The organism is uncultured Microbacterium sp. (assembly GCF_945952435.1).
GTDB lineage: Bacteria > Actinomycetota > Actinomycetes > Actinomycetales > Microbacteriaceae > Microbacterium.
Genome location: NZ_CAMFHZ010000020.1, coordinates 38,686 through 64,325, shown reverse-complemented (window position 1 = coordinate 64,325; position 25,640 = coordinate 38,686). Strand labels below are relative to the sequence as shown.

The following is a 25,640-nucleotide window of genomic DNA, read 5'->3' as shown; positions in this document are numbered from 1 at the left end:
GGCCACCCTCCCGGGCAAGCCAGATCAGATGTCACCTATCCGTGCAGCAGTCCCCCACCCACTCGGGTGGACGTTTGTCGTTAAGGAGCCAGCATGGCCGTGAATTCCTATGACCCCACGATGGGGTATCCGAAGTTTCTCGACACAGATGCGCCCGACGTGGCAGTGAACCCTACCGAAGTGGCGAAGTATGCAGCTGACGTGGGTAACCGGATCATCCGTGCGAACCTCGCCGGATTGGACGCCTACGCCTACAAGCGGGCTGGCCTGCTGGGGGAGGCAGCCGACACTGGTAAGCAATATCGGCACACTGGTTCAGGATGGGCTGAAATTGGCGCTGGTCGGGTCGACGCGAACGCGAACCCGGGCGCGGCGATCAGCGGCATCACTGTCCCCAACGCGGCGGTGTCGCTCCCGCAGGGCCTGATCGTGAAGACCGGGATCCTGACCGCTACGACCTCGGTCGCATTCGGCAACGAGTACATGCCGAGGATCGTGTTCGGCACCCCGTTCCCGACGTCGCTGCTGAGCGTGCACATCATGCAGGTCCACGTGTCGTCAGCAGCCTCCATGCACCCGAACGCGGCCACCGACGACGCCACCAAGACCGGCTTCCGCGTGCTGTACTCCGGCACCACCTCCGCCACCACGCGGTCCTTCATGTGGACCGCGTTCGGCTACTGACACCACGGACCAAGGAGGCCAACATGGGCGGCAACGCACCCGAGTTCGTCTGGCGGGATGGTTCCCGGCTCACTCCGTACATGGCGTACCAGGTCGAGCGCTTGAACGCGGACATGCTCCGGCTGTTCGGCGTCGCCGTTCTGGTCACGTCCGGGATCCGCACCCACGACGAGCAGATCGCGATCTTTCTCGACACCTACACCGCGCAGGGCTCAGGATCTGGCCTGTACGGAGACGTGCGCTGGTGGCAGGGTGTCCGCTACGTCCGGACGGACGGATCCGGCACCGCGGCCGTGCCCGGCCAATCGAACCACGAGATTCAGGGCGACGTCGCCGCAATGGATCTCCGAGACACCGGGGATGACCCCGGCATCTCCTCGATGGGATCTGCCCGCGCCGAATGGCTCCGCGTCAACTGCGGGGACTATGGGCTGTACCCCGAGGGGTACGAATTCGACGAGGCCTGGCACTACCGAATCCGCGGCATCTACCAGGCCGCGCCCGCTTTCACTATCGGATCGGCCGCGACCACCCACAGTCCCGAGGAGGACGACATGTATGCAATCCGCCTGACCGGATCCCCGGACACCGGCATCATCATCCGACAGGGCGTTCCCCCGTACTCGATGCCCGCCCAGGTGTTCGAGACCGAGGCGTCCACGTACGGGCTCGCAATCAAGGATCTGCCCGACTGGCGGTACTGGACGGCCGTGCGTGAGCACTGGACCGCGTTCAACACCGCCCAGGCGTTCTCGAAGGGCATGTCGCAGGAAGACGTCACGAAGATCGCCACGGCGACACGGGACGCGCTTGGCGGGGTCATCACCAAGCCCTGACTTCAATCGGTTCAACGGAATGCCCGCATAGACGTGGTTGAACGCTTCGGCGGTATCGCCGGTACGAAGACGATGACGAACCCCGCGGAGGTGGCCGGATGAAGAGACTCTTCAGAAGCACGATCTGGCATCCTGAAGCGATCCCCGTAGGGGAGTGGAAGTACCGCAACCTCAAACGAGTGTGGGTCCCCGCGTACGACTTCGTCGCGATGTGGGCCGGGTTCAACGCATACGTCGTCGGATCCGATCTACTGCGGCGTCTGTTCGACGAAGACCTCATCGACCGTCTGGGTCTCTTGTTCTTCGCGATCGGTGCCGTGTGCTTCGTCGCTGATGCGTTCCCGCGACTGTGGCCGGTAGCGATGGTTGGGAAGTCTTTGCTGGTAGGGATGATCGCCGCCTATGTCGCCGCGATCCTGTTCTTCCCCAGCAGGCCGGAACCGAACTGGTTCATCATCGCGATGCTTGCGTTCGGGCTACCTCTCGCGCTCTTCCAGGTGAACCTGCTGGGTGAGGAGTGGAAAGAGCGCCGCGCGACCTCCAGCCGTGGAGGGGAAAGCTGATGCCTGTCGAGTGGGTGGTCGGGATCTTTGGGTTCCTGGGCGTCATCGTCACCGCCTTACTCACCTATGTGGGGACCCGAGGCAAGACGCAAACGGACGCGATCGCTGCGCGTTTCAACGACGCCTCCGACCTGTCGAAGTACATCCGGGAGCAGATCGAAGCTGAGGTCGAAAGGCAAGTAGCTCCTATCCGCACACAGCTTGAGTCGGTGAAACGCGAATCGCACGAGATGCATGACGCCGTCCGAGCACGGGAAACACAGCTGTGGTTCTGGGATCAGCGGGGACGGCAAGGAGAGCTTCCCCTTCTCCCCACACCGATTCTCGAACGCCTCGGCTTGCAGTTCCTCATCACGGGCTGGAACGAAGCCCACCCGACCATTCAAGGAGATACCCCATGAATCAGATCTGGTTCCCCGCGCAGCGCGTCATTCGCACCGCCGTGCAGGTCATCATCGCCGCAGCCGCGATCCTCGCGACGACGGTCATCATCGCACCGCAGATCCTCGACGCTGTCGCAGACGTGCTCCCCGGCCCGTGGGTCGCATGGCTGACCGGAGCGATCGCTGCCCTCGCCGCCGTGTCCGCCGCGGTCGCTCGGGTCATGGCAATCCCCGCAGTCGACCAGTGGCTCAAGCACTTCGGTGCAGGATCCGCCCCGGTCGGCGCGGTCGCCTACACGCCCCTCAACGGGCAGACAGTCGGCATGACCCGCAAGCAGTACCGAGAACTCGTCAACGAGTGAACGAAGCCCCGCCCTCCATCGTGAGGGCGGGGCTATTCGTCGTTTCCGACGTCAGAATCCGCGGCGCGCAACCGAGCTCGAGATCCTTCCACGCTCCTCGGCACTCTTCGCGATCTCGTCCCGGCACCAGTTCTCTGCCGCGAGGAGCCCGTCGTGCACGGTCAGGACATGCCGCCTCGCCGGGTCCGGGCTCCACCACTCCACCCGATGCTTCATATGCGTCTCCCCAGTCTCACGCAGCACCAAGGGAGCTTCGACGATCAAGAACCGGGGCCGGTAGTGCACGTCGATGACCAACCATTGGCGGCGGGCGAGCTGAATGACGTGCACGATGCGACCATACGACCGTCCGCGGACATGCGGGACCGCCTGAACCGTAAGAACTGAATCCTCGGGACAGGCGGCCGGTCGAGTCTAACCTCAACGGTTGTGATGTCGGACCCCGCGGGCAGACTCACCCCATGACGCCCGCCGAACTCCTCGCCTTCGAAGCCCGCAACCCATCCTGGCGCGGCAACAAAGAAACCAGGATCCGGCAACAACTCGGACTCACCCCCGCCCGCTACATCACACTCCTCATCCGGGCCGCCGAATCGGAAGAGGGAATGAGGGCCGATGCGGTCACCGCACGTCGAGTGCGGGACGTGCCAAGCCGACAGGATCGCCGCGCCCGTCTAGTGGATGTGTGCACCATTGTGTGCACTGATGTCTCATTGAGGGTCTAGAGTTGGCGTAATCACAGGGTTTGTAGGTGCTGATTGGCTCCTAACCGTTTCACTCGTAATGAAAAGGTCAAGGGTTCGATTCCCTTGGGCGGCTCCACGAGAACCCCCTCCTCGGAGGGGGTTCTTCCCTTTCGGCGTACGCTCGGAGCATGACCCGTGCCCTGCTCATCGTCGACGTGCAGAACGACTTCACGGAGGGCGGAGCCCTCGCGGTGGCCGGCGGCGACCGCGTCGCGTCGGGGATCACCACGCTCCTCGCCGGACACGCCGCCGACTACGATCTCGTCGTCGCGTCCCGGGACTGGCACGATGCCCACGGCGACAACGGCGGCCACTTCGCGGGCGATCCGGACTACGTCGACACCTGGCCCGTGCATTGCGTCGCCGGCACCACCGGGGCGGACTACGACCCCCTGCTGGACACGACGGCGATCACCCATCACGTCGTCAAGGGGCAGGGGCGACCCGCGTACTCGATGTTCGAGGGGGCCACGGCCGAGGGCGAGACGGTGGCGGAGCTGCTGTCCGCGCACGGGGTGCTCGCCGTGGACGTCGTCGGGATCGCGACCGACCACTGCGTGCGCGCGACGGCCTCGGACGCGATCGCGCACGGCGTGAGGGTGCGGATCCTCACCGATCTGGTGGCCGGGGTCGGCGCCGACTCCAGCGCCGCCGCCCTCGCCGAGCTCGCGCATGCCGGCGCCGAGCTCGCTCCCGGTCGCGCCGACGGCTCGGACCCCGACGGCTCGGATCCCGACGGCGCGGACCCGGACGGCTCGAACCCGGACGGCTCGGATCTGGACGGCTCGGACCCGGACCGCTCGGACCCGGGCGGGCGAGAGACCCTCGACGCCCGGCACGGGGCGCGATGACCACGCCGCGGTGCGCGATGCTCCTGCGCGCCGTCAACGTGGGAGGGGCGGGGCGTGTGCCGATGGCGGAACTGCGCTCCCTCCTCGCGGAGCAGCTGGGCCTCCGGAACGTCTCCACCTACATCGCGAGCGGCAACATCCTCTGCGAGGCGCCGGAGGATCCCGACTCCACCCGCGCCGCCGTGCGCGCGCTGATCCGCGATGCCTTCGCGGTCGACACCCCGGTGATCCTGCGCACGCATGATCGACTGGCCCGGATCCTCGCCGAGAATCCCTTTCCCGACGCCGAGGACAAGCTGTTGCACGCGATGTTCCTCGAGGGCGAGCCGGAACGGGGAGCGGTCGACGCGCTCACCGAGCGACTGCGGCCGGGGGAGCGGATCGCGCTGCGCGGGGAGGACCTCTGGGTCGACTACGCGGCGGGCGGCGTGCACGCCACCGCGCTCACCCGGCCCGTGCTCGACAAGGCCCTGGGCGTCGCAGGGACGGCACGGAACCTGCGCACGGTCCGCAAGCTCGTCGAGCTCACGGCGTCCTGACGATCCTGCTCCACGCCGTCGGAACGGCCGCGGGCGCGGCGATCAGGTCGGTGCGCAGACTTCCGCACTCGACGCACTGCACGTAGACGACGACGCCCTCCGAGGTGGGGTGCCGAGATCGGGTGATCCAGGCGTGCGCGTGCGGGGCAGGTGCGGGCGCCACGCAGCCGAGCGCGGCCGGGGCAGGGGACGGAGAGGCGGTCATGGCTCCAGACTGATGTAATGGCCTTATGCACCTCAACCCTTACGGTGAGTACGCGGTCCTCCTGGCGGCGTCGCTCGCGGACGACTGGCCGGACGACAGGGCGGGGATCGAGAGCCGCACCCGGGACTTCGGGATGTCGATGGACTTCACCCCGCGGCCGCACGACCACACGCTCACCCGGGCGGTGATCGACGGCTGGCTGGGCGTGGTGGATGCGGAGACGCCGACGGAGCGGGCCCGGCTGCTCAACGCCCAGATGGCGCAGGCCGCCGCGTACCCCCGGCTCACCGACCACGCCGGCGAAGGGTGGCATCTGCACTACCGCAACGACGACGACGCGCTGCCGCACGTGCTGCGCGCGGTCTTCGCGGTCGGCACCGCGCTGCATCTCACGACGCGGGGGATGTCGCGCCTCGGACGCTGCGCCGCCTCGCCGTGCACGCATGTCGTCGTGGACGTGTCCCGTACCGGGCGTCAGCGCTACTGCTCGGTCCGCTGCGCCAACCGCGACGCCGTGCGCCGGCATCGCGCACGACACGCGAGTGGAAGGACGACATCCCGCCGCTAGGCTCGAGGCATGACAACTCTGCGACGGATCCTGTTCGTCTGCGTGCACAACGCGGGACGGTCGCAGATGGCCGCCGGCTTCGCGCGAGCGCTCGGCGGGGATCGCGTCGAGGTGCGCTCCGGCGGCTCGGAACCGGGGGAGCGGATCAACCCCGTCGCGGTGGCGGCGATGGCCGAGCGGGGCATCGACATCTCGGGCACGGTCCCGCAGCTGCTCCTCACGGACGACGTCCGCGCTGCCGACGCGGTGGTCACGATGGGGTGCGGCGATGCCTGTCCCGTCTTCCCCGGGAAGCGCTACGAGGACTGGGCGCTGGCCGACCCGGCAGGGCAGGACCTCGCGACCGTCCGCGCGATCCGCGACGAGATCGAGGATCGGATCCGGTCGCTGTTGGCGTCGCTCGACGTCCCCGTCCGCGCGTCCGACCGGGACTAGCCTTCCGCCCCGATGTTGATCGGACCGGTCAGATCCGGCGGAGCCGCACGGAATCCGCGCGTCTTGACGGCGAGATAGATCACGCCGACCGCGGTCCAGGCACCTCCGATGATCATCGAGATCGCGTCGAGGCTCAGCCACAGGCCCACGTTGATCGCCACGCCGATCGCGGGCACGAAGACGAAGCCGATCCAGGTGCGGAACGTGCGGGTCGAGATGAACCGGAAGAACAGGAAGATCACGGAGAGGTTCACGAACGTGAAGGCGATGAACGCGCCGAAGTTGATCATCGACGACGCCTGCTCGAGGTTCACGGACAGGGCGGTCAGCGCGATCGCCGCGACGATGAGCACGTTGGCGACCGGCACGCCGGTGCGCGGATTCACGCTGCCGAACAGCCGTTTCGGGAGTGCGCCGTCGCGTCCCATCGCATAGAGCAGACGCGCGGCGCTCATCTGCTGGGTGATGCCGCACCCGAGCACGGCCATCATGTACCCGCCGACGAAGATCGCCTGGAAGGCCGCCCCGCCGATGTACTTCGCGATCTCGGGAGAGGCCCCGACGATGTTCTCCAGCTTCGTGACGTCCGGGAAGAGCGTCTGCATGACGTAGGTGACGGTGAGGAAGAACGCCCCGGCCGCGGCGACGATGAGGAAGATCGCGCGGGGAATGTCCCGCGTCGGCCGCTCCGCCTCCTCCGCGAGCGTCGAGACCGCGTCGAACCCGAGGAACGAGAGGGCGAGGATCGCGGCACCCCCGGCGAGGGCGGCGGCCTGCAGATCGCTCGAGATGAACGGCCGGATCGAGAACGCGGCGCCGTTCGCTCCGTTCGCGACGTTCACGACCGCCAGTACGACGAACACCACGGCCACGACGAGCTGGATCGACACGAGGATCACGTTCATGCTCGCGGCCAGCCGCACGCCGACGAGGTTGAGGGCCGTGCAGATCGCGATCGTCAGCAGCACCCACACCCAGAACGGAACGCCGGGGAAGATCGCGCCCATGTAGATCCCCGAGAGGATCGCGTTGATCATCGGCAGCAGCAGGTAGTCGAGCGTCGCCGCCCAGCCGACCAGGAAGCCGACCGACGGGTGCATCGTCTCCTTGGCGTAGGTGTAGGCCGATCCCGCGATGGGGAAGAAGCGCACCATGCGCGAGTAGCTGAAGGCGGTGAAGAGCACCGCGACGAGCACGACGAGGTACGCGAGCGGCACATGCCCGTGCGTCTTGTCGGCGACGATGCCGAACATGTCGAACACCGCGAGCGGCGCCATGTAGGCGAGCCCGATGAAGACGAGGTGCCGCAGCTTCAGCGTGCGCTTGAGGCGGCCGGGTTCATGGGTGATGGCGTGGGCGAGCTGGTCGTCGCCCGCGGCGACGGCGGAGTGTGATGGCAGCGTCGACATCGGGGTTCCTCAGTGTGCGTGGGAATGGCAGTGGTGATCGGCGGCGGGCTCGGTGCAGGTCTGGCCCGCGCCGCCCGGATCCGGGGCGGTCGTCCGGCGTGCACCGCCGAGCTCGCCGTGCAGATCGTGCACGGGGGAGCCTCCGACGACGGTGAGGTCGGCGTGCTGGGTCAGGATCTCGGCGGGCTCCATCGTGTAGAGGTCGCCCGACCAGACCACGAGGTCGGCCAGATAGCCTTCCCGCAGCATTCCGAGCGCGCCCTCGCGATGGAACGCGCCCGCGCCGCCCTTCGTGTAGGCCTCCAGCGTGCGGTCCAGGTCGAGGCGCTCGTCCGTGGTCCAGGCGTCGCCGCCGTCGAGGCGGGCCCGGGTCATGGCGCTGTAGACGCCGACGAGAGGATCCATCTCGCCGACCTGCCAGTCGCTGGAGAACGTGACGCGCGCGCCGGAGTCGATCATCGAGCGGAAGCGCCACGCGCGATCCCAGCGGGCCTCGCCGACGTTCTCCATCCAGGTGCCCGCGACGAGGTCGGGGGACGCGTGACGCGGCTGCATGGCCGCCACGACGCCGAGCTCGCGGAAGCGGGGCAGGTCCTCGGGCGCCAGGCACTCGACGTGCACGATGCCGTGGCGCGCGTCGCGATCGCCGTTCGCGCGGCGCGCCGCCTCGATCGCGTCGAGCGTCAGGCGGATGCGCCCGTCGCCGGTGGCGTGCGTGTGCACTTGATAGCCGAGGCGGTCGAGCTCGATGAACAGCTTGGTGAACTCGGTGGGCTCGAGGCTGGTGTGCCCGCGGTGTCCCGGGCGGTTCGCGTAGTCCTCGAGCATCGCGGCGGTGTGCGGTTCGATGACGTCGTCGGCGTACAGCTTGACCATCCCGAGACGGAAGCGATCGTGCTGCGGGGTGTCTCGGATCGCCTCGGTGATGCGTGCGCGGAAATCGCCGTCCGCCCCGACCGGGTGGTAGATCGCCGCGGTCGTGCGGGAGGTGAGCCGGCCCTCCCGCTCTGCGCGGTCGAACAGCGGCAGCTCCGCGAGCGGCACCTGCGGCTCCACGACGCTCGTGATGCCGAGCCGTGCGGCCATGTCGAGGCTGTTGACGATCTTCCGGTAGCGGCGGTCCGGCGAGTACATCGGGATGTCGCGCTGCAGCTCGGCGAGACCGTCGATCGTCATCGCGCTGGTGTAGAAGTCGGTGACCCAGCCGGTCGGCTCGCCCGTGGTGCGATCGATCTCGGGGTTGCCCCACGCGATGTCGCCGCCGTTCAGGATCCCGAGCGCGGCGAGCGCCGGGCGGTTGAGCCACACCGAGTGCTGGTCGTAGGTCGTGATGAAGACCGGTCGATCCGTGACGCCGACGAGATCGTCGGCGTGGGGGCGGCGGTCCTCGACGACGGAGTACAGCGCGTTCTCGGCGCAGATCCACTCCAGCTCGGGGTGGCGCTCCGCGAAGGCGCCGATCCGTGCGCGAACCACGTCGAGGCTCGTCACGCCCTCCAGGCTCACGGCCATGTCGTCGAAGCCGAGGAGCAGGTGATTGTGGGTATCGGCCACCCCGGGGGTGACGAGGCGCCCGTCCAGCTCGACCACCTGGCGGGCGAGCGGTGCGTCCTGCGCCCGGCCGACGTACGCGATGCGGTCCCCGGTGATCCCGACGGCCTCGGCCCACGGCCGGGCCGGGTCGAACGTGCGGATGCGTCCGCCGGTGTAGAGGGTGTCGACGACCATGTCACGTCTCCTGCGTCTTCGGTGAGGCTTCATCGGCGGCTCTGCGCGATTCTTTGACTCAAGAGTAAATTAATTCACGCAGATGTCAAGAAACTCGTGGCGGCGGATCCGGAACGTGCATCGGGACTGCGATACTGGCTGCATGGCACGCCCCAGCACCCAGGAGCAGCGCCGGCGCGAGGTGGTCGACGCCGCCCTCGACGCCGCGGCCCAGCACGGGCTCCGCAACCTCTCGTTGACCGACGTCGCGAATCAGGCCGGCGTCACGCGGGGGGCGCTGCTGTACTACTACGAGGATCTCGACGCGATCCTGGTCGAGGCCCACGCCGCGGGGATGCGCCGGGTCGGCGAGGAGCGGGAGGCGCTGGTCGCGCAGGCGGTTCGGCCGGCCGAACAGCTCGCGATCGCGGTGCGCGCGGGATTGCCGTCCGGTCCGGACGACGCGCTCATGCGGCTCCTGTACGAGTTCGACGTGCTCGCGGGGAAGTCTCCGCTGCACGACGAGCTCGTCCAGCGGTTGTACCGGGAGCAGCTGGGGCTCTACCGGCGGATCCTCGAAGCCGGTGAGGCGAGCGGCGACTTCGCGCTCTCGGGCCCCGTGGAGGACATCGCCATGAACTTCGTCGCCCTGGAGGACGCCTACGGCCTGCACGTCGTGGCCGGAGGCAGCATCACGGTCGCGGATGCGGAGCGCGCGATCGCCCTGTTCGCCCGGCAGGCGGGCGCGCCGTTCGCCGAGGTGCGATCGCGGTGAGGTGGGCCCGAAGGACCGAGTGCAGCGAGGCGCTGGCGCGGAACCTCGTATGCCTGCCCGTGCGCACGTCCGAAGGGCCCTGACTTCGGAACTCCGCACTCTGTAAGTCACGGGCTGACCCTCGGCATACTCAGAGTATGACTACGACGATCAAAGTGAGCGGTGCTCTGCGTGATCGGTTGAAGGAGCAGGCGGCCCGGGATGGTGTCACGCTCGGCGCGCATCTCGCTCACCTTGCCGAGCTCGACGATCGCCGATGGCGGATGAACGCGCTCCGGGATGCGGTCGCCGGCTCTCCTGCCGAGGATCTCGTCTCGCACGATGCGGAGGCAAGGGAGTGGGAGAGCGCGCAACTGGGTGACGTGCGCCGGTGACGCTCTCGCTCGTATGGGGGATGGTCGTTTGGGCGTCTCTGGAACCCGTACGGGGAGGGAACAGGGCGGACAGCGGCCCGCTCTCGTCGTCGCATCGGGGTTTCCGCCGTACCAGGTGAGCCGTTGGCTGGGCCACGCGAGCGTCGTCACCACTGGCACGATCTACTCGCACCTATACCCAACGGACTACGCGCAGCACATCGCGCGGTTCGAGCGGTACGCCAATGTCGCAGGTCCGAAGTAGCTTCGTATAGGAAATGCCCGCTAGGTTCGTCTCAAAGAAGCGATTCGTTTGAGAGGACCGAGCAATGGTGTGGCCAGTCTGGTTCCCAGATGCGTGCCCTCCAGGCGACGCTGGGCCGGCAGCGGGAATGTTCTTTCGTTTAGTGGATAGTGAAACCGTGACCGAGGACGACTTTCGGAGCCACCGCGAACTGCTCGACGCTGGCCTCCTTCCGCGCGGCAGATTCTGGGCAGATGAACAAGAATGCCACGCCGTTTCGTGCAGCGTTTTCTCGGAGGAAGAAGGCGCCGCGAAGCTTCGAGAGGCATCCGGCGCCCTTCGCGCCAAGCGTGTCGCGCGCGGAAGCGTAGACGGACCCGGAAGGCTCATGCCGACTCCGTCGCGTACTCACCGCTCTCATCACTCCTGGTGGCGCAATGTCGGAGACACAGCATGGCTCACCTTCGAGGTCGTGACATGAGCTGGCTTCCTCGCGACACCGCGCTGGGTGCGCTGGATATCGATGAGATATACGCAGAGTATGAGGGTCCGCGAGTATTCTCTGCCAGGTCACGGACGGGACAGGCCTATCTGGCCGAGTGGGCGGAAGAGGGCGCGTCGGCCGATACGTGGCTATACGTTCCAGTGTCAGCCGCGCGCCTCTCGATGGTTCGTTCGGGCGCATGGACGCTTCGTCGTGCGTTCGAGGCGCCCGAAGACCGCTTGTGGGTCGTGCGCCTTCCTCACGATACGCGTGAGCCAGATTCGGCCATTCCCGCGTTGTCGGTTCAGGATTCGTGGTTGCCCGGCGATGACTTCCGAATCGAGCTCCCGACACCGACGCTTCCCGCCGCTGTCGGATTGAAAGAGCTTTGGCGACGGGCAACAGCGGAGGGGCGTTCCCGACTCCGTATCGAGATCTCCGACCCGTCGCGTCTTCGTTCAGAGGCATCGACACGGCGCATTGGGCCGATGCTCACCTCGACGCAGGGGGTACTGGACAACCTCGGACTCGTGGAGTTCGAGCAGGATCCGCCGCAACGAGGACGCATTGGCCGCGAAGTGCTCGACCGTATGGAGACTGAAGTCATCGAGCTGGCTGCCGCTAGTTTCGTGATTGAGATTGCTTCTTCCGACGGGCAGGACCTCTTCGGTGATTCGCCTGTGGGACGTGCGATGGAGAAGCTGGTAGGTCTCCTTGCAGTGGATCTTCCCGCTGAGACGCTCGTTGAGCAGCTGGTCGCCTTGCGACCGCGAGGCGCGAAGAGCTTCCGGCACTTCGTCGCTGGGCTTGCCTCGCTCGGCGCGGATATCACCGTCGCAACGGCGAATGCTGCTCGTCAAGCTCAGGAGGAGCGGCTCACGGCTGACCAGGTGCAGAACTTGAAAGAACTTCTCAACACGGTTGTTCCCAATGACGTCGCGGAAGTGCGAGGACGGATGCGCCTGTACCGTGCCGATATGGAGCGGAAGCTCTTCGGCCTGGAAGACCTAGACTCCGGAGCCATGTTTGAGGGGACGATAGCCGCCCGTGCGCTTGGACAGGTGGATAGCGCGGTCATCAACAAGACCTACGAGGTCGTCCTGTCGGAGTTCAGCACCTTCGACCAGACAGTCGGAGAAGCGAAGCCAAAGCACGTGCTGGAACAACTAGTTCCGAGCGAATCCGACGTGCCGATCCCACTTGAGCGCGTCGTTATTACCCCGGGTCCAGAGGACAGCTCCCCGATTTTCGACTGACGAAGATGGCTGGCAACTAGGCCGAGGCCTGTTGCTGGTCTTCTCGATGAGCAGCAACTGCTTGAAGAACTTCACGAACGCTGTGGAGTTCGGCAATTTGATCGCTGTTTGGAGACTCGCCGCGCATATACGATGCCGCGATTCCCCGTCCCAGGTCCGAAAGATCCACGACGGCGTAGAGACGAGGTGTTTGTTTGAACTGCGCGTACATCCAGTCGCCGAGGGCGTCGCAGACGACCAGGAGCTGTTCGCGAGCGGACGGAACCGGGATGGCTTCGATTGCCAGTACGAGCCGAGGCTCAGCCTCGGCGTACCAGTGACCGTGCCACAGCTCTCTACTGTCATCGATGTCTTCATGTCGATCAGCAGCCTTCCGCGATAGAAGTGCCTCGTCGTGGAACAGCTTGGCCACTTCGCGCGCAGCCTCCTGCGCCGCGGCTGACCGCGCATCGAGGCGGGCGGCGTCGCGGGCAAGGCGCTCCCGTCGTGATGTGAATATCTGCGTAAGTGCAACACCGCTGAGGGTCACGAGACCAGTCGCAAGCACCGTCAGCACGGTTCCGATGTCCACACGGACACCATATCGGCGGACGGATTTCCGCCGGGATTTCCGTTTTCGGCTTCCCTGAGGAGCCACGCGATCCCCGTGCCTGACTGGTGGGCCCCGTGGGGCTCGAACCCACGACCCGCGGATTAAAAGTCCGATGCTCTGCCAACTGAGCTAGAGGCCCGTCCCACCAGTCTAGGGCTCGCGGCGAGGTGCCTCCGCCGCGCCGACGCGCGTAGCCTGGATCGATGCCCGCCGCTTTCCCCCGCCCCGTCCGGCTCTCGCCGCAGCTCTTCGACAGCCTGCTCGGATCCCACGACCCCGCCGAACAGACCCGCATCGCCCACGCGACCGCGGCGGCGCTGCTCGCCCGGGTCCGTGCGGACGACAGCGGGGTCAGCGCGGAACGGCTCGTCGCCTACGCACGCGAGCACGGCATCGAGGAGATCGCCGAGCTCTGGGCGAAGAGCCCCGCGGTCTCCCTGCCGGGCGCGCTCTGGCGGCTCTACCTCGTGCAGGCCGCGATCCATGCGGATCCGGCCACCGCCGCGCTGCTGCACGAGCGCGGCAGGATCGAGCTCGCCTCGGCCGACGCGCTGGTCGCGGGGGCCCCGGTCCCCGCGGCGCCCGAGGAGCTCGTGGCGCTGATCGACACGATCCTGCGCGGTGCGTTCTCCGGGGACTTCGCCGTCGCCCTCGACCGCGCCGCCGCGTTCTGCCGCGTGCAGGCGTCCGGGGCGACGCACCTCGCGGACGACTACGAGGCCACCGAGCCTCAGCGTGCGAGCGTGCTCACGACCCGAGCCGCCCGGCTGAGCGCCTACGGGCGCGACCTCACGGCGTCGTCGGCCGCGTGGCGCGCACATGCACTGAACTGACTCCTGCGCATCGGGTGCGCATCCGTGCGGGCCCAGTCGGCAGAGAAAAGCCGGGCCGCATGAACGCCTCTCGGCGGAAGGCCGCTCGCAGCGGCGAAAATTGGAGCCCGGGGTTATGCGGCCCGGCCGATCAAGTGTAACAAGCGGGCGCCGAGACTATTCCCTCCGCCGGGCGGAGAGCGCGCTCCCGGGAGTGTCGGCGACGCCTTAGGCTCGGAGCATGGATCGCCGCTTCGCGCTCATGATCGAGCCCGCCTCCGAGCCTCGCGCGGACTACTCCGACACGTTCACCGTCGTCGACGCCTCCGCGCCCGCCCTCAGCGTGGGCGAGCTCAGCACGCAGCGCGGGGACGGCGTCTTCGAGTCGATCGGCGTCGTCGACGGGCACGCGCAGGAGGTCGGTCCGCACCTCGAACGGCTGGCGCACTCCGCGGACCTCTGCGACCTGCCTGCCCCCGATCTCGCGCAATGGGCGCAGGCGATCGCGGTCGCCGCCGGGCACTGCGGACCGGGGGAGAGCGTCATCAAGCTGATCCTCAGCCGGGGTGTCGAGAAGGGACCCGCGCCGACGGCGTGGGCGACCGCGGCTCCGGCCGGAGACTTCTCCCGCGCGCGCACGGAGGGGATCCGCGTCGTCACGCTCGATCGGGGCTACGACAGCGGCGCCGCCGATCGCGCGCCCTGGCTGCTGCTCGGCGCGAAGACGCTGTCCTACGCGGTGAACATGGCGGCTCTGCGCGAGGCGCATCGGCGGGGCGCCGACGACGCAGTCTTCCTGACCACCGACCACGTCGTGCTGGAGGCGCCCACCGCCTCGCTGATCCTCCGTTTCGGCGACCGCTTCGTCACCCCGGCGCCGCACGGCGGGATCCTGCAGGGGACGACGCAGATCAGCGTGTTCGGCCACCTCGAGGCCGCCGGGTACACCACCGAGTACGCGACGGTGCCCGCCGCAGACCTCGCCGCGGCCGACCAGGCCTGGCTGGTCTCGAGCGTGCGCCTCGCCGCGCCGATCGTCGCGATCGACGATCGGCCGCTCGCGGTCGACGCGCCCTTCACCGCGGCCCTCAACGCCTACCTGCTCTCGCCGCGCGACTGATCCCGCGGCCGGGGATCGCATCCGACCGGATCCGCGACGCCCCTCGCGGGTCACCCGGGGTCACCCGAAGCGGCCGGAGACGTAGTCCTCGGTGGCCTGCTCCATCGGGGCGGTGAAGATCGCCGCGGTGTCCGCGTACTCGATGAGCTTGCCGGGCTTGCCGGTGCCGGCGATGTTGAAGAACGCCGTCTTGTCGCTCACGCGCGACGCCTGCTGCATGTTGTGCGTGACGATCACGATCGTGAACTCGTTCTTGAGCTCGGTGATGAGCTCCTCGATCGCGAACGTCGAGATCGGGTCGAGGGCCGAGCACGGCTCGTCCATCAGCACGACCTGCGGCGACACGGCGATCGTCCGCGCGATGCACAGGCGCTGCTGCTGTCCGCCCGAGAGCCCGGCACCGGGCTTGTCGAGGCGGTCCTTGACCTCGTTCCACAGGTTGGCGCCGCGCAGGGACTTCTCCACGAGGTCGTTCGCGTCCGAGGGGGACATTCGACGGCTGTTCAGCCGGACGCCGGCGAGGACGTTCTCCTTGATCGACATCGTCGGGAACGGATTCGGCCGCTGGAACACCATGCCCACCTGACGCCGCACCAGCACCGGATCCACGCCGGGGCCGTACAGGTCCTCGCCGTCGACGAACACGCTGCCCTGCACGCGCGCGCCGGGAATGACCTCGTGCATGCGGTTGAGGGTGCGCAGGAAGGTCGACTTGCCGCAGCCGGAGGGGCCGATGAAGGCGGTCACGGTGCGCGGCTCGATGTTCATCGAGACGCCCTCCACGGCGAGGAAGTCGCCGTAGTACACGTTCAGATCGTTGACTTCGATGCTCTTGGACACGCTGTGTGCCTTCCTGATTAGCGGCTCTTCGGCGCGAAAGCCTTCGCGACGACCCGAGCGATGAGGTTGAAGATGACGACGACGATGACGAGCAGCAGTGCGGCTCCCCACGCCTGTGCCTGCGACGCGTCGATGTCCTTGCCCGGGAAGCTGTACGAGGTGTACGCCATGACCGGGAGGGTCTGCATAGGACCGCTGAACGGGTTCGCGTTGAAGTTGTCGGTGAAGCTCGCCGCGATGAAGATCGGCGCGGTCTCGCCGATGACCCGGGCGACGGCGAGGACGACACCGGTCACGATGCCGCTGGCGGCGGTGCGGAGGACGACCTTGATGATCGTCGTCGCCCGCGGCACGCCCAGGGCGAGCGAGGCCTCGCGGAGCTCGTTCGGCACGAGGCGGATCATCTCCTCGGTCGACCGGATGACGATCGGGATCATCAGGACGCAGAGCGCGATCGAGGCGGAGAAGCCGCTGAACGCCTTCGGACCGACGATGAGCGCGAACAGCGAGAACGCGAACAGACCCGCGACGATGGAGGGGATGCCCGTCATGACGTCGACGAGGAACGTGATGATGCGGCGCATCGGGTTGCTCGGCTGGGCGTACTCGGTCAGGTAGATGGCCGCGAGGATCCCGATCGGCACGGAGATCAGCGCCGCGATTCCGGTGATGATGAGCGTTCCGACGACCGCCTGCAGCGCGCCGGGGGTGTTGGTCACCGCCAGGGTGTTCGGGTCGAAGGCGCTGCCCCCGACCTTCGTGACGAAATCCCAGGTGAGCACGCGGAGCCCCTGCGCGACCACGGTCCAGAGCGTCGAGATCAGCGGCGCGACGGCGAGCACGAACGCGCACACAACGAGCCCGCGGACGATGCGGTCCACGGCCTTGCGGCGCCCCTCGACGATGCCAGACCCGACCCCGATCGCGATGAGGTACAGGACGGCGGTCAGCAGGAGCCACAGCGCGGGGTTGACGAGCTGCGTCACCAGGAGCACGGCGGCGACGACGACCGCCGTGCCGACCGCGAGGACCGGCTCGATCCATCGGGGAAGCCGTCCGCTGGTGAGCGCGAGCGGCGGTGCGGTGACGGGGGCGGGGGTGCTCATACGCGCTTTCCCATCTTCGAGGACGTGCGCGTTCTCCGTTCGGAGCGGCCGAGGATGCCCCGCGCGACCATGTTGACGGCGAGCGAGATCACGAACAGCATCAGTCCCGTGCCGATCAGTGCCGAGCGCTGCACGTCCGTGGCGATGGGGAAGTTGTTCGCGATGTTCGCCGCGATCGTCTGCGAGTTGTTGCCGTCGGTGAGGAGGGCGACGGAGAACAGGATCGAGGGGGAGATGATCAGCGCGATCGCCATCGTCTCCCCGAGCGCGCGCCCGAGACCGAGCAGGATCGCCGAGATCATCCCGCTGCGCGCATAGGGGAAGACGGCGAGCTGGATCATCTCCCACCGCGTCGCGCCGAGGGCGAGAGCGGCCTCCTCGTGCAGCCGAGGCGTCTGCAGGAAGATCTCCCGCGTCAGAGCGGTCACGATGGGGAGGATCATGACGGCGAGCACGACACCGCCGGCGAGCATCGTGGAGCCCGTGCTCGACACCGGGCCCTGGAAGAGGGGGATCCAGCCGAAGTACTGGTTCAGGAACTCCGCGAGGGGGAGCAGGAACGGCCGCATGACGATGACGCCCCACAGGCCGAACACGATCGACGGCACGGCCGCGAGCAGGTCCACGACGTAGGCGAGGGCGCTGGCGAGGCGTCGCGGAGCATAGTGCGAGATGAAGAGCGCGATCCCGATCGCGACGGGGGCTCCGAGGACGAGGGCGATCAGTGCGGACCAGACGCTTCCCCAGAGCAGCGGAGCCACGTAGTTCCAGAAGCTGCCCCACTGCTTGTTCTGATACCCGTTGAGGTCGGCGTTGGTGTCCCAGTTCGCCGTGATGGCGGGCAGGCCCTTGAGGATCAGGAAGACCGCGACCCCGGCGAGGATGACCATGATCGAGGCTGCGGCCGTCGTGGACAGCCCCAGGAAGAAGCGATCGCCGGCCCTGCGGTTTCCGACGAGACCGCCGGAAGACCGGACGGTCGTGGCGTTCTTCTCGGCGACGTCAGTCACGGTCCCACCCTTGATCTCGCATGTACGCATCTTTCGTTCGTGCTCCGGCAAGCGCAGGAGTGTTTCTGTCGGGTCGGTTCGAGACTCGGCACGGCGTCCGCCGGTGGCGGCAGCCCTGCCCAGTCCGGATCGGCTCCTGAGAGCCGATCCGGACCGACGTGAGCTGTTACTTGATCGTCGCGAGCGACTCCTGGGCCGCCTTCAGGACGGACTCGGGCAGCGGTGCCGCACCGGCGTTCTTGACGGCGACCTGCTGGCCGAGCGTGCTGTCGATGAAGCCGATGTAGCTCTTCACGAGCGTGGCCTGGGCCGCGGTCTTGAAGGTGGTGCAGGCGATGGCGTAGGACACCAGCGGGATCGGGTAGGTCTCCGTGGTGAGCTTCGAGTAGTCGAACTTCTTGGACAGATCGCCCTTGACGCCGTTGGACGCGTCCACCGCAGCGACCTCGAAGGTCTTCGAGACGGCCTCGGCGCTGAACGGGATCGCCTTTCCGTCCTGGAGGATCGAAACGCTGGGCAGCTTGCCGATCGCGGAGTGGTCGGCGTAGCCGATGGTGCCGGTACCTGCCTGCACGGCCTGGACGACGCCCGAGCCGCCCTTCTGCTTCGAGACGTCACCCTCGACCGGCCAGTCCTTGCCCGCCGGGTAGGTCCAGACGGCGGATTGCGTGCCGGCGAGGTAGTTCGTGAAGTTCGCCGTCGTGCCAGAGCCGTCGGAGCGCGCCACCGTGGTGATCTTGCCCGCGGCGAGCGCGGTGCCGTTGTCCTTGGTGATGGCCGGGTCGGACCAGTCGGTGATCTTCAGCGCGAAGATCTTCGCGATGGTCTCGCCGCTGAGCTTCAGCTCCGTCACGCCGGGGATGTTGAACGCGATCGCCACGCCGTCGAGGTAGACGGGGATGTTGATGCCGCCCTCGGTGCAGAGGGCCTTCGACGAGGTGGTCTGGTCCGCGTTGAGCGGCGAGTCGGAGCCGGCGAAGTCGTACGCGCCGCTGAGGAAGTTGGTGACACCGCCGCCCGAGCCCTGGGACTTGTCGTAGTTGATGGTGACGCCCTTGGCCTGCGCGTTGTACGCGGCGGTCCACGCGGCCTGCGCGTTCGCCTGAGCGCTGGACCCGCCCGACGTGATGGTTCCGGTCAGGGACGCGTCGACCTTCGAGGTGACCGCGCTCGAGGTGGGGGTCGCCGAGGGGGATTCGGTGCTGGAGCCGCTGGGCGTCGCAGAACAGCCTGCGAGCGCGAGCGCGGCCAGTACGCCGGCAGCGCCGATCGTGGTGATGCGGTTGAGCTTCACGGTATAAGTCCTTCGCTGTGTCGAGTGCGCCCCGGTGCAGGGCCACGCCAGACGATAAGGGCCGTCCATTACGCGATCAAAGATCGAAGGTAAACGCGAGGTGAACGGGAACCGCGCTCCGCGTCAGATCTTCGGGAGGTGCGTCTCGATCGAGATGATCCCGGATCCGGGGTTCGTGGCGCTCAGATGCACGACGCTGAACGCCCCCACCTCGAGCGCGGAGGCGCTGCCCAGGTAGGACCCCGGCATGGTGCCGGTGGCGAGCGCGATCTCCCGGAGGATGTCGGGGAGCACGGGCCCGTGGCTGCACAGCACGGCGGGTTTGCGGGCGCGCACCCGCTTGCCCACGACCGTCCGCGGATCCGAGTCGCCCTCGTCCCACGCGTCCTGGCTCAGCAGCGCCGTCTTGCGCACCTTCGTCCCCAGGGACTTCGCGAGGGGCGTGACCGTCTCGACGCACCGCCGCGCGTCGCTGGACACGATCCGCTCCACGCCGAAGGCCCGCAACGGACCGACGATGGCGTCGGCCTGCGCCCGTCCCCGGGGGGTGAGCGGACGGCTGGCGTCCGGGCCCTCCCACACGGATCGGCTCGCGGCCTTGGCATGGCGCAGCACGATCAGCGGGAACGTGCGCAGCGCGCCGTCCGCGGCGAGCTTCGCGAAGGCGTCGAGGATCTCGACGTCGACCGGGTAGCTGAGGCGGGCGCGGGCCTTCTTGATGCTCACCCACTCGATCGCGGCGATCTCGCGATTCGGCACGAACGCGCTCGCGCGCACGGCCTCGTCCGTCGCCTCGGCGGCCCAGTAGTGCACGATCTTCTGCTTGCGGTTGGTCATGGTGTACCGCGAGACGCCGACCGGCGCCCCGAGGTGCACGCGGATCCCTGTCTCCTCGAAGATCTCCCGCACCGCGGTCTCCGCGAGCATCTCGCCCGGATCGACCTTGCCCTTCGGCAGCGTCACATCCCGGTACTTCGTGCGGTGGATCAGCAGGATCCGCAGCTTGCCGTCCACCAGGCGCCAGACCAGTCCGCCCGCCGCGTAGACCGCGCGATCGGGGCGGTCGGCGACGACCGTGAGTCCTGTGGTGTCCGCCGATGCCGCGTGCGAAGGCCCCGCCGTCATCGGACCGCCCTGGGACGACGGCGCTGCTGCACCTGTGTCATGGTCCTGTCCTGGAGGTCGATCAGGGCCCGGCCCTCGTCGTCGAACGCATGCCGCGTCCAGACGCCGTCGGCTCCCAGGTGCCACGAGGAGACCTCGGGGGACATCGCCTCGTCGAAAAGCGTGACGAGTTCCTCGACGTGGGCGGGAGCGGTCACCCGCACGAGCGCCTCGACCCGGCGGTCGAGGTTCCTGTGCATCATGTCCGCACTGCCGATGTAGACCTGGGGGTCGCCGCCGTCGTTGTGGAACGCGAAGATCCGCGAGTGCTCCAGATAGCGGCCGAGGATCGAGCGCACCGTGATGTTGTCGGTGACCCCTGGCAGATCGGTCCGCAGGCTGCAGATGCCGCGCACCCACACCTCGACGTGCACGCCGGCCGCGCTCGCGCGATACAGGGCGTCGATGATCTGCTCGTCGACCATCGAGTTCACCTTGATGCGGATGTGCGCCGGCCGACCGTCGAGCGCGTTCTCCCGCTCCTTCTCGATGAGGCGGAGCAGACCCTTGCGCAGGTGCAGCGGAGCCACGAGCAGTCGCTTGAACTTCTTCTCGATCGCGTAGCCGCTGAGCTCGTTGAACAGACGGGTCAGATCCTTGCCGACCTGCGGGTCGGCCGTGAACAGGCCGAAGTCCTCGTAGATGCGGCTCGTCTTGGGGTTGTAGTTGCCCGTGCCGATGTGGCTGTAGCTGCGCAGCGCGCCGTCCTCCTCGCGGATGATGTTCACGAGCTTGCAGTGCGTCTTCAGGCCGACGAGGCCGTAGACGACGTGCACGCCGGCCTTCTCCAGCTTGCGCGCCCAGACGATGTTGTTGGCCTCGTCGAAGCGCGCCTTGACCTCGACGAGGGCGAGCACCTGCTTGCCCGCCTGCGCGGCGTCGATGAGCGCCTGCACGATGGGGCTGTCGCCCGAGGTGCGGTACAGGGTCTGCTTGATCGCGAGCACGTGCGGATCCCGCGCCGCCTGCTCGAGGAAGGCGACGACGCTCGTCGTGAACGACTCGTAGGGATGGTGGACGAGGACGTCGGCCTTGCGAATCGCCTGGAAGATGTCGATCGACTCGTTCGCGCCCGGCTTGAAGGCCACCGCGGTCGTCGGCAGGTGCGTGGGGTAGTGCAGATCGGGGCGGTCGATCCGGGAGAGGTCGAACAGGCCGCGCAGATCGAGCGGGCCGGGAAGGCGGTACACCTCCTGGTCGGTGATGTCGAGCTCGGTGAGGAGGAGGTCGAGCGTCACGTCGTCCATGTCGTCCGTGATCTCGAGACGGATCGGCGGGCCGAAGCGGCGGCGCAGCAGCTCGGCCTCCAGCGCCTGGATGAGGTTCTCCGACTCGTCCTCCTCGATCTCCATGTCCTCGTTGCGGGTGAGGCGGAAGGCGTGGTGGTCGAGCACCTCCATCCCGGGGAAGAGGTCGTCGAGGTGGTTGGCGATGAGCTCTTCGAGACGGATGAAGCGCTGGCCGGCCTCCCCGGGGACCTCCACGAAGCGGGGGAGCATGGGCGGCACCTTGAGGCGGGCGAACTCCTGCCGTCCGGTGCGGGCGTTGCGGATCCGGATCGCGAGGTTGAGCGAGAGTCCGGAGATGTAGGGGAACGGGTGCGCCGGGTCGACCGCGAGCGGCATGAGCACGGGGAAGACGTTGGTCTGGAAGTAGTCGGTCAGCTCGGCCTTCGCCTCGCCATCCAGGTCGTCCCAGTCCGCGACGGTGATGCCGGTGGCGCTCAGCGACGGGCGGACCAGCCGGGTCCAGGCGTCGGCGTGGCGCAGCTGCAGCTTGTGCGCCTCGGCCGAGATGTCGGCGAGCACGTCCACCGGGGCACGGCCCACGTTGGTGGGCACCGCGAGCCCCGTCATGATGCGGCGTTTGAGCCCCGCCACGCGCACCATGAAGAACTCGTCGAGGTTGCTGGCGAAGATCGCGAGGAAGTTCGCGCGTTCGAGCACGGGCAGCGTCTCGTCCTCGGCCAGTTCGAGGACTCGCTGGTTGAAGGCGAGCCAGCTCAGCTCGCGATCGAGGTAGCGGTCATCCGGGAGGAGCGAGTCTTCCGGCGCGACGAGCTCGTCGAAGTCGTCGTCCTCGGCGTCGTCGAGACCGGAGTCGGCCAGTGCGGGATCGATCATGCGTACATCTAAGCACCGCCGTGTGACGCGTGCGTGAACGCCGGGGAGCGTGACGGATCCCGCCGCGGATCAGCGGGCGGGGGAGACCGGACGGGCCTCCTCCTCGTCGACGTTGAAGCGGTAGCCGACGTTGCGCACCGTGCCGATGATGTGCTCCTGGTCCCCGAGCTTCGCCCGCAGCCGTCGCACGTGCACGTCGACCGTGCGGGTGCCGCCGAAGTAGTCGTAGCCCCACACCTCGCTGAGCAGCTGCTCGCGGGTGAACACGCGGGAGGGGTGCGTGGCGAGGAAGTGCAGCAGCTGGAACTCCTTGTACGTGAGATCCAGCGCGGAGCCGTGCAGCTTCGCGGAGTACGACTGCTCGTCGATCGTCAGCCCGGAGGTCTGCACGCGCACCGGCTCGGCGGTGGGCTGCTCGCGGGCGATCGCGAGGCGGATGCGCGCCTCGATCTCCGCGGGCCCCGCCTCGCGCAGCAGGACGTCGTCGATCCGCCAGTCCCCGTTCACGGCGCTCATGCCGCCCTCGGTGACGACCAGGAGCAGGGCGCCGCGCAGACCCGTGGTGCGGATCAGGGTGCACAGGGACTTCGCCGCGACGAGGTCGCTCCGCGCGTCGACGAGGACGACGTCGGCATCCGGGGCCGTGACCAGTTCCGCGGGCTGCGCGGGGATCGTCCGCACGCGATGCCCGAGGAGCTCGAGCGCGGGCAGGACCGGCTCCGCTGCGGGAGACGAGGTCAGCACCAGGAGTTGCGCCACACGAATCCTTTCCTGGGGCCACTCTACTCAGCCGTCCCGATGCCGACGCACACGATGACATCGTGGTCATCCCCGTGCGCGACGTCATCGCCGTGCGCGGCGGCCGAGCGCGACGGTGCGCTCTCACACGGTGCGCTCTCAGAGGCGATGCGCGACAATGGGCGCATGGCCGACCCCGTTCTCGTCCCCCGCAGCCCTCTCACCGGGCTCGTCGTCACCTGGGCCGTGGCCGCGGTGGGAGCCATCGTGATCGGCATCGTCGCGCCCGCCGACAGGATGATGGCCTGGTACCTGGTCGGCTTCGGCGTGTGCGTGCTGCTCTCGTTCGGGGTGCAGCTCGCACGGGCGGAGACGCGCGGCTTCATCCTGCGGGTGGCGGCCGGCGCATTGGGCTCCCTCTTCGTGATGGGCGTGATCTCGGTCGGCTTCGGCGTCGCGGCGCTCTTCACCGGCTGAGGCCGACGGCGACGCGCGCGCCGGGAACGGAATAGAGTAGGAGCATGGACATCGTCGCGCTGGAACTCTTCTTCGTCGGCCTGCTGGCTTTGGCGGGTCTCGCGATCGCCTTCTGCGCGGGCGCCGTCCTGGTCAACCTCTTCCGCGGCCAGCGCTGACCCGCGCCGGCTTCCGGCACCCATCCTGAGAGAGAGGGCCGCACGTGCTCGATCTGCCCTCGGACCTTCCCGCCGACATCGTCCCGCTGTCCTGGCTGCTCGGAGTGTGGGAGGGCACCGGCGTCATCGACTACGAGGTCACGGATGACGACGGCGCCACGCACCACTACTCGGGCGAGTTCGCGCATCGCGTGAGCTTCAGCCACGACGGCGGCCCGTTCCTCAACTACGCGGCGACCGCGACGTTCGCCGCCGAGGACGCCGAGCCCGTGGCACTGGTCGCGGAGACCGGCTTCTGGCGTCTCGCCCGGCCCGCCGGCGTCGAGGATCCCGGTCCGGCGCTTCTGCCCCCGCGCGAGACGCGCGCCGCAGCGCGCACGGTCGACGACGTCGAGACGCTGCGTCTGCCGGAGGGCGGCTTCCCCCTCGAGGTGTCGATCGCGCACTCCGACGGCGTGCTCGAGCTCTATCTCGGCCGGATCGACGGCCCGCGGGTCGACATCGCGACCGACGCGATCGTGCGCGGCGCCGGCGGCAAGGACTACGGGGCCGCCTCGCGCATGTACGGGCTGGTCGACGGCCACCTGCTCTGGGCCTGGGACATCGCCGCGCTCGGCACCGAACTGCGCTCGCACGCCTCCGCACGTCTCGCGAAGGTCTGACATGACGGCGTTCTCCGCGCAGGACGGAGCCGTCTCCGACGGTCCGGTCATCCAGCACTTCGGCGACCCGATCCGCGAACAGCGGACGCTGGAGCGCGGCGAGGCCCTCGCTCCGCTGGGAGACAGGGTCGCGATCGAGCTCCGCGGCGCGGATCGGCTCACCTGGCTCGACTCGATCACGTCCCAGGCCGTGGCGCGGCTCGGGGCGGGGCGCAGCACCGAGCTGCTCGTGCTGGATCCGCAGGGAAGGGTCGAGCACGCCGCGGCGGTCGTCGACGACGGCACCGCGACCTGGCTCATCGCCGACGCCGCGGATGCGGAGCCGCTCGCGGCCTGGCTGCGGCGCATGGTGTTCCGCGCCGACGTGACGGTGCAGCCGCGCCCCGAGCGGGAGATCGTCGGGTTCTTCGCCGGCGGCTCCGCGGAAGCCCTCGTGGAGCGTTCCGCGTCGTCCCCGATCGTGTGGACCGATCCCTGGCCCACGGTCCAGCCTGGTGGGCATCAGTACCATCGCGGTTCGGAGCATCCCGGCGCGGGCTATTACTGGCGCACGGCACTGCTCGACGCGCAGGCCGCCGCCGCGCTCGCCGCGGAGCCCGAGGCGGTCTGGGCCGGCGTACTCGCCGCCGAGGCGCTGCGGGTCGCGGCCTGGCGGCCGCGGTGGGCCGCCGAGGTCGACGACCGCTCCCTCCCGCACGAGACCGACTGGATCCGTAGCGCCGTGCACCTCGACAAGGGCTGCTACCGCGGCCAGGAGACCGTCGCGAAGGTGCACAACCTCGGTCACCCGCCCCGCCGGATCGCCGCGCTGCACCTGGACGGCAGCGACGATCTGCTCCCCGCGTCGGGCGCACCCGTCTTCGCGGGGGAGGAAGAGGTGGGGCAGGTCACCTCCGCCGCGCGGCACCACGAGCTCGGACCGATCGCGCTCGCGATCCTCTCGCGTCGCGCTCCCACCGGCGACCTCGTCGTCCGCACGTCGGATGGGGACGTCGCCGCGGCGCAGGAGATCATCGTGCCCGCCGATGCCGGTGCGACCGCCGAAATCCCGCGGCTGACCCGGCTCTCCCGGCGGCCGTCCGCGCCGGATCCGCGGCAGCAGTCCGCCTCCGACGTGCGCTGAGCCGTGTCCGTGTCGACGACG

The 25,640-nt window shown here is 68.3% G+C and carries 29 protein-coding genes, 1 tRNA gene and 1 pseudogene; 18 read left to right on the top strand and 13 right to left on the bottom strand.

Annotation, left to right across the window (positions count from 1 at the left end; translation table 11 throughout):
- The first annotated feature begins 93 nt into the window (after positions 1-93).
- From Q0P88_RS11470 to Q0P88_RS11450, 5 genes are all read left to right on the top strand, one after another.
- Complete coding sequence (locus Q0P88_RS11470) at positions 94-684, top strand: hypothetical protein (RefSeq protein ID WP_295014230.1); 591 nt, start codon at positions 94-96, stop codon at positions 682-684.
- 23 nt (positions 685-707) lie between these two features.
- On the top strand, positions 708-1,520 hold the full coding sequence (locus Q0P88_RS11465; protein WP_295014228.1) for a D-alanyl-D-alanine carboxypeptidase family protein: 813 nt from the start codon (positions 708-710) through the stop codon (positions 1,518-1,520).
- A gap of 98 nt (positions 1,521-1,618) precedes the next feature.
- Positions 1,619-2,083: a hypothetical protein gene (locus Q0P88_RS11460; RefSeq protein ID WP_295014226.1), complete on the top strand. Its 465-nt coding sequence runs from the start codon at positions 1,619-1,621 to the stop codon at positions 2,081-2,083.
- Positions 2,083-2,484, top strand: a complete 402-nt coding sequence (locus Q0P88_RS11455; RefSeq protein WP_295014224.1) for a hypothetical protein — start codon at positions 2,083-2,085, stop codon at positions 2,482-2,484. The genes Q0P88_RS11460 and Q0P88_RS11455 overlap by 1 nt, the downstream gene beginning before the upstream one ends.
- Positions 2,481-2,828 (top strand): hypothetical protein, encoded by a 348-nt coding sequence (locus Q0P88_RS11450; protein ID WP_295014222.1) that lies wholly within the window; start codon positions 2,481-2,483, stop codon positions 2,826-2,828. Before Q0P88_RS11455 ends, Q0P88_RS11450 begins: the two co-directional genes overlap by 4 nt.
- A 51-nt stretch (positions 2,829-2,879) precedes the next feature.
- Here Q0P88_RS11450 and Q0P88_RS11445 read toward each other — a convergent pair whose 3' ends face one another.
- Complete coding sequence (locus Q0P88_RS11445) at positions 2,880-3,158, bottom strand: hypothetical protein (protein ID WP_295014220.1); 279 nt, start codon at positions 3,156-3,158, stop codon at positions 2,880-2,882.
- 131 nt (positions 3,159-3,289) lie between these two features.
- Between Q0P88_RS11445 and Q0P88_RS14080 the strand changes: the two genes are divergently transcribed.
- The 3 genes and pseudogenes from Q0P88_RS14080 to Q0P88_RS11435 all read left to right on the top strand — a co-directional run bounded on the left by Q0P88_RS14080 (position 3,290) and on the right by Q0P88_RS11435 (position 4,964).
- Positions 3,290-3,553: a DUF3263 domain-containing protein gene (locus Q0P88_RS14080; protein ID WP_363316507.1), complete on the top strand. Its 264-nt coding sequence runs from the start codon at positions 3,290-3,292 to the stop codon at positions 3,551-3,553.
- Between the two features lie 149 nt (positions 3,554-3,702).
- A pseudogene (locus Q0P88_RS11440) lies at positions 3,703-4,263 on the top strand (isochorismatase family protein); the annotation flags it as partial.
- 158 nt (positions 4,264-4,421) lie between these two features.
- Complete coding sequence (locus Q0P88_RS11435) at positions 4,422-4,964, top strand: DUF1697 domain-containing protein (RefSeq protein WP_295014219.1); 543 nt, start codon at positions 4,422-4,424, stop codon at positions 4,962-4,964.
- On the opposite strand, the gene Q0P88_RS11430 is transcribed toward Q0P88_RS11435, so the two are convergent.
- Entirely contained in the window at positions 4,951-5,169 is a 219-nt protein-coding gene (locus Q0P88_RS11430; protein ID WP_295014217.1) for a hypothetical protein, read from the bottom strand. The genes Q0P88_RS11435 and Q0P88_RS11430 overlap by 14 nt on opposite strands.
- Positions 5,170-5,194: 25 nt before the next feature.
- Here Q0P88_RS11430 and Q0P88_RS11425 point away from each other — a divergent pair, with 25 nt between their 5' ends.
- A complete protein-coding gene (locus Q0P88_RS11425; RefSeq protein ID WP_295014215.1) occupies positions 5,195-5,737 on the top strand; it encodes a CGNR zinc finger domain-containing protein in 543 nt (180 codons plus the stop codon).
- Positions 5,738-5,746: 9 nt separating this feature from the next.
- Complete coding sequence (locus Q0P88_RS11420; RefSeq protein ID WP_295014213.1) at positions 5,747-6,172, top strand: arsenate reductase ArsC; 426 nt, start codon at positions 5,747-5,749, stop codon at positions 6,170-6,172.
- On the opposite strand, the gene Q0P88_RS11415 is transcribed toward Q0P88_RS11420, so the two are convergent.
- Both Q0P88_RS11415 and Q0P88_RS11410 read right to left on the bottom strand, forming a co-directional pair.
- Entirely contained in the window at positions 6,169-7,581 is a 1,413-nt protein-coding gene (locus Q0P88_RS11415; protein WP_295014211.1) for an APC family permease, read from the bottom strand. The two genes, Q0P88_RS11420 and Q0P88_RS11415, sit on opposite strands and share 4 nt — an antisense overlap.
- Positions 7,582-7,590: 9 nt before the next feature.
- Positions 7,591-9,309, bottom strand: coding sequence for an amidohydrolase (locus Q0P88_RS11410; protein WP_295014209.1), 1,719 nt, complete (start codon positions 9,307-9,309; stop codon positions 7,591-7,593).
- A 142-nt stretch (positions 9,310-9,451) separates the two neighbouring features.
- Between Q0P88_RS11410 and Q0P88_RS11405 the strand changes: the two genes are divergently transcribed.
- The 3 genes from Q0P88_RS11405 (at position 9,452) to Q0P88_RS11395 (ending at position 12,400) form a co-directional block, all read left to right on the top strand.
- Positions 9,452-10,063, top strand: coding sequence for a TetR/AcrR family transcriptional regulator (locus Q0P88_RS11405; protein ID WP_295014207.1), 612 nt, complete (start codon positions 9,452-9,454; stop codon positions 10,061-10,063).
- A gap of 137 nt (positions 10,064-10,200) precedes the next feature.
- On the top strand, positions 10,201-10,437 hold the full coding sequence (locus tag Q0P88_RS11400) for a hypothetical protein (protein WP_295014205.1): 237 nt from the start codon (positions 10,201-10,203) through the stop codon (positions 10,435-10,437).
- A 700-nt stretch (positions 10,438-11,137) separates the two neighbouring features.
- A complete protein-coding gene (locus Q0P88_RS11395; RefSeq protein WP_295014203.1) occupies positions 11,138-12,400 on the top strand; it encodes a DUF6575 domain-containing protein in 1,263 nt (420 codons plus the stop codon).
- A 16-nt stretch (positions 12,401-12,416) separates the two neighbouring features.
- On the opposite strand, the gene Q0P88_RS11390 is transcribed toward Q0P88_RS11395, so the two are convergent.
- Both Q0P88_RS11390 and Q0P88_RS11385 read right to left on the bottom strand, forming a co-directional pair.
- Positions 12,417-12,971 carry a hypothetical protein gene (locus tag Q0P88_RS11390; RefSeq protein WP_295014201.1) on the bottom strand — a complete coding sequence of 185 codons (555 nt, stop codon included), beginning with the start codon at positions 12,969-12,971 and terminating at the stop codon, positions 12,417-12,419.
- Between the two features lie 84 nt (positions 12,972-13,055).
- A tRNA-Lys gene (locus tag Q0P88_RS11385) sits at positions 13,056-13,131 on the bottom strand.
- 64 nt (positions 13,132-13,195) lie between these two features.
- Between Q0P88_RS11385 and Q0P88_RS11380 the strand changes: the two genes are divergently transcribed.
- On the top strand, positions 13,196-13,825 hold the full coding sequence (locus tag Q0P88_RS11380; protein WP_295014199.1) for a DNA-directed RNA polymerase subunit beta: 630 nt from the start codon (positions 13,196-13,198) through the stop codon (positions 13,823-13,825).
- Positions 13,826-14,045: 220 nt separating this feature from the next.
- A complete protein-coding gene (locus tag Q0P88_RS11375) occupies positions 14,046-14,924 on the top strand; it encodes an aminotransferase class IV (protein WP_295014197.1) in 879 nt (292 codons plus the stop codon).
- A gap of 60 nt (positions 14,925-14,984) precedes the next feature.
- On the opposite strand, the gene pstB is transcribed toward Q0P88_RS11375, so the two are convergent.
- The 7 genes from pstB to Q0P88_RS11340 form a co-directional block, all read right to left on the bottom strand.
- Positions 14,985-15,764, bottom strand: coding sequence for a phosphate ABC transporter ATP-binding protein PstB (gene pstB, locus Q0P88_RS11370; protein WP_295014195.1), 780 nt, complete (start codon positions 15,762-15,764; stop codon positions 14,985-14,987).
- Between the two features lie 17 nt (positions 15,765-15,781).
- A complete protein-coding gene (gene pstA, locus Q0P88_RS11365) occupies positions 15,782-16,870 on the bottom strand; it encodes a phosphate ABC transporter permease PstA (protein WP_295014193.1) in 1,089 nt (362 codons plus the stop codon).
- Positions 16,867-17,880 carry a phosphate ABC transporter permease subunit PstC gene (pstC, locus tag Q0P88_RS11360; RefSeq protein WP_295014191.1) on the bottom strand — a complete coding sequence of 338 codons (1,014 nt, stop codon included), beginning with the start codon at positions 17,878-17,880 and terminating at the stop codon, positions 16,867-16,869. The genes pstA and pstC overlap by 4 nt, the downstream gene beginning before the upstream one ends.
- 166 nt (positions 17,881-18,046) lie before the next feature.
- Complete coding sequence (locus Q0P88_RS11355; protein ID WP_295014189.1) at positions 18,047-19,174, bottom strand: PstS family phosphate ABC transporter substrate-binding protein; 1,128 nt, start codon at positions 19,172-19,174, stop codon at positions 18,047-18,049.
- Between the two features lie 123 nt (positions 19,175-19,297).
- The gene (locus tag Q0P88_RS11350; protein WP_295014187.1) at positions 19,298-20,299 is read right to left on the bottom strand and encodes an NUDIX domain-containing protein; all 1,002 of its coding nucleotides are present in this window, start codon (positions 20,297-20,299) and stop codon (positions 19,298-19,300) included.
- Positions 20,296-22,461, bottom strand: a complete 2,166-nt coding sequence (locus Q0P88_RS11345; protein WP_295014185.1) for an RNA degradosome polyphosphate kinase — start codon at positions 22,459-22,461, stop codon at positions 20,296-20,298. Before Q0P88_RS11345 ends, Q0P88_RS11350 begins: the two co-directional genes overlap by 4 nt.
- A 69-nt stretch (positions 22,462-22,530) precedes the next feature.
- The gene (locus tag Q0P88_RS11340) at positions 22,531-23,220 is read right to left on the bottom strand and encodes a response regulator transcription factor (RefSeq protein ID WP_295014183.1); all 690 of its coding nucleotides are present in this window, start codon (positions 23,218-23,220) and stop codon (positions 22,531-22,533) included.
- A gap of 165 nt (positions 23,221-23,385) precedes the next feature.
- Here Q0P88_RS11340 and Q0P88_RS11335 point away from each other — a divergent pair, with 165 nt between their 5' ends.
- The 3 genes from Q0P88_RS11335 to Q0P88_RS11325 all read left to right on the top strand — a co-directional run bounded on the left by Q0P88_RS11335 (position 23,386) and on the right by Q0P88_RS11325 (position 25,619).
- Positions 23,386-23,676: a hypothetical protein gene (locus tag Q0P88_RS11335; protein WP_295014181.1), complete on the top strand. Its 291-nt coding sequence runs from the start codon at positions 23,386-23,388 to the stop codon at positions 23,674-23,676.
- A 202-nt stretch (positions 23,677-23,878) separates the two neighbouring features.
- Positions 23,879-24,496 carry an FABP family protein gene (locus Q0P88_RS11330; protein WP_295014179.1) on the top strand — a complete coding sequence of 206 codons (618 nt, stop codon included), beginning with the start codon at positions 23,879-23,881 and terminating at the stop codon, positions 24,494-24,496.
- A gap of 1 nt (position 24,497) precedes the next feature.
- Positions 24,498-25,619: a folate-binding protein YgfZ gene (locus tag Q0P88_RS11325; RefSeq protein ID WP_295014177.1), complete on the top strand. Its 1,122-nt coding sequence runs from the start codon at positions 24,498-24,500 to the stop codon at positions 25,617-25,619.
- Positions 25,620-25,640: the final 21 nt, after the last annotated feature.